The sequence below is a fragment of the Streptomyces sp. NPDC058964 genome (assembly GCF_042741275.1).
Taxonomy (GTDB): Bacteria; Actinomycetota; Actinomycetes; order Streptomycetales; family Streptomycetaceae; genus Streptomyces.
In genome coordinates this window covers 1-8,948 of sequence record NZ_JBHYKH010000375.1, presented here as the reverse complement: position 1 = coordinate 8,948, position 8,948 = coordinate 1, and the positions used below count along the sequence as shown (strand labels likewise).

Here is an 8,948-nt window from a genome sequence, read left to right as displayed (position 1 = left end):
GGGTGGGGTCGGCTCCGGCTTCGAGGGCTGCCCGGTAGCGGGCGAGTCGTCGCGCGCAGTCCCTGATCGCTCGGCGTGCCTGGGCCTGCTCGGGTGCGTGAGTCTCTGCGGTGCTTGCCGCGGCGCTTGCATGGGGCGATCGCATCGATGGTGGCGGTGAGCCGCCTGGGGGCGAAGGCCCGGGCGATCCACTGGTCCAGGGTCCGGCAGGCGATCTCTTCGCGCAGAGTGACGGTGCGCGGGTGGGTGAGATCGGGGTAGAGGGCTTGTTCCCGGTCCTGGAATTCGCAGCGGTAGTGGACGCGATTGCGGATGGTGGCGGGCTGCATCCTGCGCCCGCACAGGCTGCATCGGGCCCGCCCGCGCAGGGCGGGGGCGTCCGCCTTGCTTTCCGGCTCGTTCCTGCCGTTCCTGGTTGCGGGCACGCTGTCTGCGGAGGGTCTGGCCGGTGTCGGACCGGCTCAGGCTGGTGATCGCTTCGTGGGCGGGTTGGTTGGAGCGGATCCACTCCTCGGCGGGGCTGTGGGTCATGCTGGTGCGGTGGCCGAGGGTGACGTCGTCGGCGTAGGGAGATCTCCGCCCGCCGCCTGGACACCGCCTGCCCGCCCGTTGTCGTCACCGCCGATGTCCGCGAGACGGTGGGTGTACGGGAGCTGCCGATACTGCTGGGGGCGACCAGCGCCCCTGTTGTCGACTCCGTCTCGGTAACTTCTGCGCGTCTGCGTATCGTGGTCGTCGCGTTGGTGCTGTCCGTTGTCGCCGGTGGCCGCTGGTTGACCAGACTGAGCACCGGTGACGCAGGCAATGGCGACGACTGTGCCTACCGTGGCCCGCAGCCCGCAGCCCGCAGCCCGCAGCCCGCAACTCACCAGAGCGCTGTGTCGCTGGAGGAGCGGCAGGCACAGACCAAAGGCCGGGCGAAGTCGGCCAAGTCGCATGCGCCGCCGACGGCGAAGAGCAGGCCGGCCACCCCTGCGCAGGTGGCTCTGCTGAAGCGAAACCAGCGCGTATTGCACGCAGCGGGCCCCAAGCCCGAGGGTTTTTCACCCCCTGCTGATGGCGCGGTGAGCCAGGCGTCGTTCACCGCCGTCGTTCACCGCACGAACGGTGGTTGCGGCTGCGGCGTCGTACTCCAGTGGCGCCCTGTACCAGGTGACGACTGATCCGTTTGGGAACGCGGCTGCGCAGCAAGGCGGTTGGCCGCAAAGGCTGGGCAACCACATCGGTGCGGCGGTTCCGGGTGCGCCGCCGCAGTTGTCTGCGGCGATCTGTCAGGCTGGTGGCGCGGACACCGAGGTGCATCCCGTCGAGGTGCGCTGGAAGCCGGACACGTACGGCGGTCGGCCGAACAGCGATGTCGTACAGGGCCGGGACACGGTGAACCCTTGTGGTCACGCCGCCGGCCGCCCACGTGGCTTCTCAGCCCTCCTCCGAGGTGTTGAGGAGGGCCAGACCGAGGGGGGTGAGGCTGTGCAGCATGGAGTTCCGGTGGCGCAGGGAGCGGATCAGTCCGGCCTCGCGAAGAACGGTGGCGTGTTCGCTGGCGCTCGCGGGGGCGATCCCTGCACGAGCGGCCAGTTCCTTGGTCGAACACCCTTGGTGCTCTGCGATGGTGGTGAGCACCGTGGTGCGCGTGCGGCCCAGAAGCGTCGACGCACCGATGGGGCGCGCCTGGCCGGGCACGGACGCAGGGATGGTGAGCTCACCGGGGCGACCGTCCTGGCAGGCGGGGTAGCTCACGGAGACGGGCGGGCCGTCGGTGACGATGGCGCGCGTGCAGAACATCGACGGGATGAGCAGGAAGCCCTCCCCGTCCAAGTGAAGATCCCGATCGGCTCCGTTGGCCATCCGGACTTCCAGAACCGGCGGGTTCCACCGCATCCACTGCGGGTTGGCCTGGGTCAGCAGCTGCTCGACACCGCCGGCGAGCAGTTGCTGCAGGCGCAGCGCCCGATCGGCCTGCAGGTATGCGGTGAAGCGGGCCAAGTGCGGAGCGAGCAGGGATGTGTGGAGATCGCCGAGCCCCGTGCAGAGCTCGGCGAACAAAGAGACATCGTCCGCCAGGCGACGGGTCCACGCGGGCAGCGAAGGACGACGCCGCGCCGTCTCCAGCAGGTTCGTCCTGATGTGTTCGCGAGGCGTGCTGCGCACCTGTTCCAGAAGCTCTTCGACACCGCCCGCTCTGGCCGGGCTGAGGAAGTCTGGCGAACATCCCACAGCAGGCAGGAGGGCCAGAGCCATGCGGGCCCGGGCGGACAGCTGCGCGCGAGCACGGTGGCGCCAGGCATCGAGCCTGGCGGGCTGGCTGCGGCTCTGCAGGGCTCGCGCCGCAAGTTCCAGCTCGTGCAGCGGCATCGGCGCTTCGGCTACACGTGTCCGGGCCAGATCCTGAACCGTGAAGTGTATGCGGTAGACCATGACAGCCTGGAGTGGTCCTTCCGGAATGTCGTTCTTCGGGCCAGGCCGAATCACATCGAGATCGAATCGATCAAAGGCGAGACTGGGCCCACCAGCCAGCCGACATGGTAAATGGCCCGAACGGGTGCATGTGAAGGCACGGTGTGATGCCCCAGGCCCGACGCGGCACGCACACACCCTCGACATGTTCCCGTCGTTTCGAGAGGGGGGTGCTTGCGTGGACGGCCGAACACCTCATCACCCGAACGGCAGCGGCCGTTGACGAGTTAGTCCCACCCCCGCCCCCGTATGCCACCACCGCCGGACACGGGCACGCGAACCAGGTGGGGCCGTGCGGCGATCCACGTCGTGGGCGCTGGGGCCGCCGACGAAGCGGCTTCGACAGCTTTCGGCAACCAACTGGCTGGTTCTGTCGGGCGACAGGCCACCGGCCGTGCGGGCTTCACGGAATGTGATCACGTGCGGTCGAAGGCCGTTCAAGGAGAAAAAGCGCAGCGAAAAGCTGCTTGAACATCCTCTCCTCATGCCCACAGGCATGTGGAAAGACTCGTTCAACGAGAGGATCCCGTGAAGTCCACGTCCAAGAGACCTGCGTTCGGCGCGGCCGTGGGGCTCAGCATGCTGCTGGTGGCGGCCACTGCGCCGGCGTCCCAGGCGCTCGCAGGCTCCACCAGTACGGCGCCGCCCCCGGCATCACACCCCAGATCGCCTCTTACCTCCACCCCGGACACCAACGGCTCCCGGCCCGCCGCCGTGCAGCGGTGGATCCCGCTGATCACCGGCGACAGCATCCTGGTCAACGGCAAGGGCGACGTCCTCTCGGTGCGTTGCGCCAAGGGCCGGGAGAACATACACATCCAGGTCGAGACCGTCGGCGGCCACACCTACGCCATACCTGACGACGCGCGGAAACTGGTCGAGAGCGGTCACCTGGACCGGCAGCTGTTCGACATGACCACGCAGAGCACGCCCGCCTACGCCCAGCGCCAGGACCTGCGGCTCATCGTCATGTACAAGGGGGCACACCCGACGGCCAGGACGGCGCTGCGCTCCACTGCCGGCACCGCCGTACAGCACACGCTGACCAGCATTAACGCCGACGCCATCAGCGCTCCTGCGAACGGCACTTCCAACCTGTGGTCCGCCCTCACCGACGGAAGCGCCCACACCACCAGCCGCACGGCAGCGTCCGGCATCGCGTCGGTGTGGCTCGACGCCGTCGTCCAGGCCTCGCTGGACAAGAGCGTGCCGCAGATCGGCGGCCCCGAGGCCTGGGCGGCCGGTTACGACGGCACCGGCACACGTATCGCCGTGCTGGACACCGGCATCGACACCACCCACCCCGACCTGGCCGGGAAGGTCGTCGAGGAGCACAACTTCTCCAATTCGCCGACCACGGACGACCTGTTCGGCCACGGCACGCATGTCGCGTCCATCGCGGCGGGCACCGGCGCCAAGTCAGACGGCAAGTACAAGGGTGTGGCACCGGGCGCCCAACTCCTCGACGGCAAGGTGCTCAACGACACCGGCCAGGGTGGCATGTCCGGGATCATCGCGGGCATGGAGTGGGCCGCGGCCGAGAAGGCGGACGTCGCCAACCTCAGTCTGGGCGCCTACGACTCCCCGGAGACCGACCCGATGGAGGAGGCGGTCAACAGGCTGTCGGCCGAGAGCAAGACCCTCTTCGTCGTGGCGGCCGGCAACAACGGCGAGCAGGGAGCCGGAACGATCAGCACGCCCGGCAGCGCCGACGCCGCGCTCACCGTCGGCGCGGTCGACAAGCAGGACGTCCTGGCCCCGTTCTCAAGCACCGGCCCGCGCGTGGGTGACGGCGCGATCAAGCCCGACCTCACGGCGCCCGGTGTGAACATCGGGGCCGCGGCCGCGCACGACAGCTACATGGCCAGGGTCGCTCCCGCGGTCGCGGACGGCTACATCTCCCTCAGCGGCACCTCCATGGCGACCCCGCACGTCTCGGGCGCCGCCGCCATCCTCGCCGAGCAGCACCCCGACTGGACCGGCGACGAGATCAAGCAGGCGCTGGTCGCGTCGACCACGCCCGGCGCGTACGCGGCGGACCAGCAGGGCTCCGGCCGGGTCGACCTGCGCAAGGCCATCAAGCAGACCGTCTTCACCCGGGAGACCTCGCTCTCCTTCGGTCTCGCCCAGTGGCCGCACACCGACGACCAGCCGATCACCAAGGACCTCACGTACCGCAACGTGGGTGACACCCCGGTCACCCTGAAGCTGACCGCGGACGGCACCGCGCCCGACGGAAGCGCCGCGCCCAGCGGGATGTTCACCGCCGACGACCAGGTCACCGTTCCCGCGCACGGCGAGGCGACCGTGAAGGTCTCCGCCGACACCCGGCTCGGCGGCGACACCGCGGGCCGCTTCACCGGGCGCATCACCGCCTCCGGTGACGGGCAGACCGTCGGCACCACGCTGGCCGTGGAGCGCGAGTCGGAGATGTACACCGTCACGGTGAAGCCCCTGGATCGTGAGGGCAATCCCGTCCCCGCCGCCTCCTGGGACGCCACTCTGGCCGGCCTGTCCGGTCCCCTCAAGGGAGCCGCCTCGTACCTGGCCGGAGACACGTACTCGGTGCGCGTTCCCAAGGGCCGGTACTTCCTCAACGCATCGCTCCGTGTGGATCCGACCGGTTCGTACGGCCAGGGGGAGGACTGGTTCAACCAGCCCAACCTCGACGTCACCAAGGACACCACGGTGACGCTGGACGCGCGCACCACCAAGCCCGTCGAGGTCACCGTGCCGGACCGGGCCGCTCGGCAGACCTTCGGCTACGTCCGCGCAGGCGTCGACCAGACGGACTGGCTGGGCCCGTCGTTCCTTGCCTTCTTCGACCCCGGCAAGGAGCTGCGCACCGCGCACGTCGGCCCCGGCGTGGCTTCCGGGGACACGTTGAACCAGCGCATCGAGGCCACCTTCTCCACCGGCGCCCAGGGACACGACGACTACGACGTGGCGTATCAGCCGAAGGGCGACCGATACGTCAGCGGATTCTCCGCCCACCCCCGTTCCGGTGACTTCGCCGACGTCCGGACGGAATTGGGCGCGCCCGGAAAGAACAAGACCGGTTTCCTCTCGCTGGGCACGGTGGGCGGTGGCGGCTCGACCGTCGAGCGTTCCCTCCCCTCCACCATCACCCTGCACCTGCTGTCGCAGGACAACACGCGGTGGCTGACTTTGCACCAGAAGGGAGCCGACGGCCGGGGCGACACCGTCTACGACGCGCCCAGCGCCATCTTCAAGCCGGGTCACTCCTACCGCCGCGTGCTGAACGTAGGTGTCTTCGGACCCGACCTGCCGGAAGGCGCCGGGCTGACCCGGAGCGGCAACGTGATGGGAGGGAGCCTGCCTCTGTTCTCGGACAGGGCCGGCAACGCCAGCAGGAATCAGACGCGGGTGGACAGCGCGAGCACCAGTCTCTACCGCAACGGCGAACTGGTGCGCTGGAGCCCCAACCCGATGGACTTCTTCTATGCCGCGGACAACGGCGAGCGAGCCGACTACCGTCTGAGCGTCTCGGTCGAGCGCAGCACCGAGGCCGACGTCTCCAGCAGCCTGAACGCGGACTGGACGTTCTCCTCCGAGTACGCCCCGCAGGCCACCGACCTGCCCATATCGGTCGTTCGCTTCACTCCCGAGCTGTCCCTCGAAAGCACCGGCAAGGCGCGGGCGAGGGTACAGGTCCCGGTCACCGTGAAGGGGGCCGCAGCGGGCAGGAACCTGAAGTCCCTGAAGGTGTGGGTCTCCTACGACAAGGGCGCCGACTGGGAGACGGTGACCGTGCGCGACGGCCGGGTGCAGGTCACCAACCCCGAGGCGGGCGGCAGTGTCTCGTTCAGGACCGAGGCCGTCGACCGGCAGGGCAACACGGTCAGCGAGACCATCGTCAACGCCTACCTGACGAAGTAGGTGTGACCTCCCGGACCCCGATGCCCGCAATGCCTCCCTGCAGGACCGGGACGCGCGAGCCACGGGGGCGGTCGACGCCCGAAGGACACCCCGAGTCGACCGCAGGGCCCCTGCCACACGGCGGATTCCAGGGGCCCTTCTCCTTACGCCTCACCCGGCGTGGTCCGTGCGAGAGTTCACGCTCCTCGGGTCCAAGTTCCGGCCGCGAGGACCCATGGACAAACACGGGGTCACGTACGGTTCCGTGGGAGCCCGGGGGTGAGATTCCCCGGGGCGCCCCGACTATGAGGACGTGAGTTCCGGCCGGGCGGAATGCGCCCGGAGGGTCGAGAGCGCCGCCACGCCGGCCGTTGGGTGCAGCGCTTCCCCCGCGGCGCCGCTGCGCTTGCCGGAAACCTCATCTGCCCTGCTCAGGCGGCATGTTGGTACGCGTGGAGGAGGCCGCCGAGTCGTTGGCGTCGTTGTATGTCCAGGTGGGTGATCTGCTGGGGATCGGTGATCGGCATCGGCAAGGCGTGCAGCGGGCGGGCGTTGGCGACGCCCTGATGGGGCCGGTGGGAGTTGGATGCGGCACCGCGACGACCACAACCACACGAAGACCGAGCTCTGCGTCCGGAGGTGAGTCGCCGAGGCCGTCTCCCGGCATCCCGAACGGCCGGCAACGGGGACGCCCGCACCGCCCCCGCCTTTCGTCGGCGGACTGTCTCGTTCTTGGACGGGGGACATCGACACCCGCTCACGGCTCTCGGCCGCGGCGGGTGTTTTCGCTGCTCTCCGTGTCTCCCGGCGTCCTTCGGTATCGCTCCCTCGACGGTGCCGTGCGCCGACGCCCCCGGCACCGTCGAGACGAGGGCACAGCGAATTCCGCTCAGCTGTCGAAGTCGACGGTCAGGGTGTCGGAGACGGGGTAGGTCTGGCAGGTCAGCACGTACCCCGCGTCCACCTCGGCCGGCTCCAGCGCGTAGTTGCGGCGCATGTCGGCCTTGCCCTCGGTGATGTGGGCACGGCAGGTGCCGCACACGCCGCCCTTGCAGGCGAAGGGCAGGTCCGGTCGGATCCGGGCCGCGGAGTCGAGGATGGCGACCTCACGGGAGAGCGCGGACGTGGTGGAGCGGCCGTCCAGGACGACGGTGACCTGGCTGACCGGTCCGTCGGCGCGGGGCTCCTCGTGGCGTACGGTCGCCACGGGCTCGTCGCCCGCGAAGAACAGCTCCTGGTGGATCCGCTCGTCCGGCACACCGAGACCGGCCAGCACCCGCTGGGCATCGAGGACCATGCCGTGCGGGCCGCACAGCCACCAGTGGTCGGCGTCGGAGATGTCGACCAGGCCGTCGATGAGCGCGGCGAGCCGGTCGGCGTCCAGGCGGCCGGTCAGCAGCTCGGCCTCGCGCGGTTCGCGGGACAGCACGTGCGCGAGCTGGAATCGGGCGGGGTACAGGTCCTTCAGGTCGGCCAGTTCGTCGGCGAACATCACGGAGTCGGTGCGGCGGTTGCCGTAGAAGAGGGTGACCCGGGAGCGGTCGTCGGCGGCGAGGACAGACTCGGCGATGGAGCGCATCGGCGTGATGCCCGAGCCGGCCGCGACGAGCACGTGGTGTCCCGGCGTGGTCAGGTCGGGGGTGAAGGCGCCGACCGGGCCCATCACCTCGACGGTGTCACCCGGCTCGACCTCGTTCACCAGCCAGGAGGAGAACAGGCCGCCGGGGACCACCCGCACGCCGATCCGGGGCCGGGAACCCACCGGGGAGCAGATCGAGTACGAGCGCCGCTCGTCCCGTCCGTCCACCTGACGGCGGAGCGTGAGCGACTGGCCGGGCTCGAAGGCGAACTCCTGCCTCAGCTCGTCGGGGATGTCGAAGCTCACCGCGACCGCGTCCTCGCACAGCCGCTCCACCGCCGCCACCCGCAGGGTGTGGAAGGCCGGACGGCGGCGCGTGCGCCGCACCGTCGCGGGAGCCGGGTCGGTGGGGGCCGCGCCGGTGGGGGCCAACAGGTCCTCCATCAGATCTCCTTGACGTACTCGAACGGTTCGCGGCAGGCGCGGCAGCGCCACAGTGCCTTGCAGGACGTGGCGCCGAAACGGGAGGTCTCCTCCGTGTCCGTCGCGCCGCAGCGCGGGCACGGCACCACGTGCCGGGTGGCGGACAGGACCAGCGGCACGGGCCCCGGGGCGGGGCGCGGGGCTGGTCCCGGGGGAGCGATGCCGTGTTCGGCGAGCTTGCGGCGGCCCTCCGGGGTGATCCAGTCGGTGGTCCACGGCGGGTCCAGGACCGTGCGCACCTCCACGTGCCGGTAGCCGGCGTCCTTCAGGCGCGCGGCCACCCCCGCCCGCATCTCCGACATGGCCGGGCAGCCGGTGTAGGTCGGCGTGAGGTCGGCGACGACCGTGCCCTCGGGGGTCATCGTCACCTCGCGCAGGACACCGAGGTCGGCGAGGGTGAGCATGGGCAGCTCCGGGTCGGGCACCTGTTCGGCGACGCGCCGGGCGCGCCCGGCGTCGGCGGTGGTGTCGGTGTCGGTGAGGACGGTCACCCTGTCGGCTCCGGGTGGGCGCGGGCCACGCGCTGGCGCTCCGCCCGCACCGGGGGGCG

The 8,948-nt window shown here is 70.2% G+C and carries 5 protein-coding genes; 1 reads left to right on the top strand and 4 read right to left on the bottom strand.

Annotation, left to right across the window (positions count from 1 at the left end; translation table 11 throughout):
* Positions 1–425 (bottom strand): zinc ribbon domain-containing protein (locus ACFW2E_RS33615; RefSeq protein WP_384471717.1); only part of this gene is annotated, 425 nt, incomplete at its 3' end.
* A gap of 994 nt (positions 426–1,419) precedes the next feature.
* Positions 1,420–2,355: an ArsR/SmtB family transcription factor gene (locus tag ACFW2E_RS33610; RefSeq protein WP_384471714.1), complete on the bottom strand. Its 936-nt coding sequence runs from the start codon at positions 2,353–2,355 to the stop codon at positions 1,420–1,422.
* Positions 2,356–2,985: 630 nt separating this feature from the next.
* Here ACFW2E_RS33610 and ACFW2E_RS33605 point away from each other — a divergent pair.
* Positions 2,986–6,357 carry a S8 family peptidase gene (locus ACFW2E_RS33605; RefSeq protein ID WP_384471711.1) on the top strand — a complete coding sequence of 1,124 codons (3,372 nt, stop codon included), beginning with the start codon at positions 2,986–2,988 and terminating at the stop codon, positions 6,355–6,357.
* Between the two features lie 868 nt (positions 6,358–7,225).
* Here ACFW2E_RS33605 and paaE read toward each other — a convergent pair.
* Together paaE and paaD are read right to left on the bottom strand one after the other, a co-directional pair.
* Positions 7,226–8,359, bottom strand: a complete 1,134-nt coding sequence (gene paaE / locus ACFW2E_RS33600) for a 1,2-phenylacetyl-CoA epoxidase subunit PaaE (RefSeq protein ID WP_384471708.1) — start codon at positions 8,357–8,359, stop codon at positions 7,226–7,228.
* Positions 8,359–8,802: a 1,2-phenylacetyl-CoA epoxidase subunit PaaD gene (gene paaD / locus ACFW2E_RS33595; RefSeq protein WP_384471720.1), complete on the bottom strand. Its 444-nt coding sequence runs from the start codon at positions 8,800–8,802 to the stop codon at positions 8,359–8,361. Before paaD ends, paaE begins: the two co-directional genes overlap by 1 nt.
* Between the last annotated feature and the right edge of the window lie 146 nt (positions 8,803–8,948).

Excerpts from the sequence above, each read along its gene's own strand:
- ACFW2E_RS33610 (WP_384471714.1), bottom strand. The coding sequence starts at position 2,355 with ATGCCGCTGCACGAGCTGGAACTTGCGGCGCGAGCCCTGCAGAGCCGC.
- paaE (WP_384471708.1), bottom strand. The coding sequence starts at position 8,359 with ATGGAGGACCTGTTGGCCCCCACCGGCGCGGCCCCCACCGACCCGGCT.
- paaD (WP_384471720.1), bottom strand. The coding sequence starts at position 8,802 with ATGCTCACCCTCGCCGACCTCGGTGTCCTGCGCGAGGTGACGATGACC.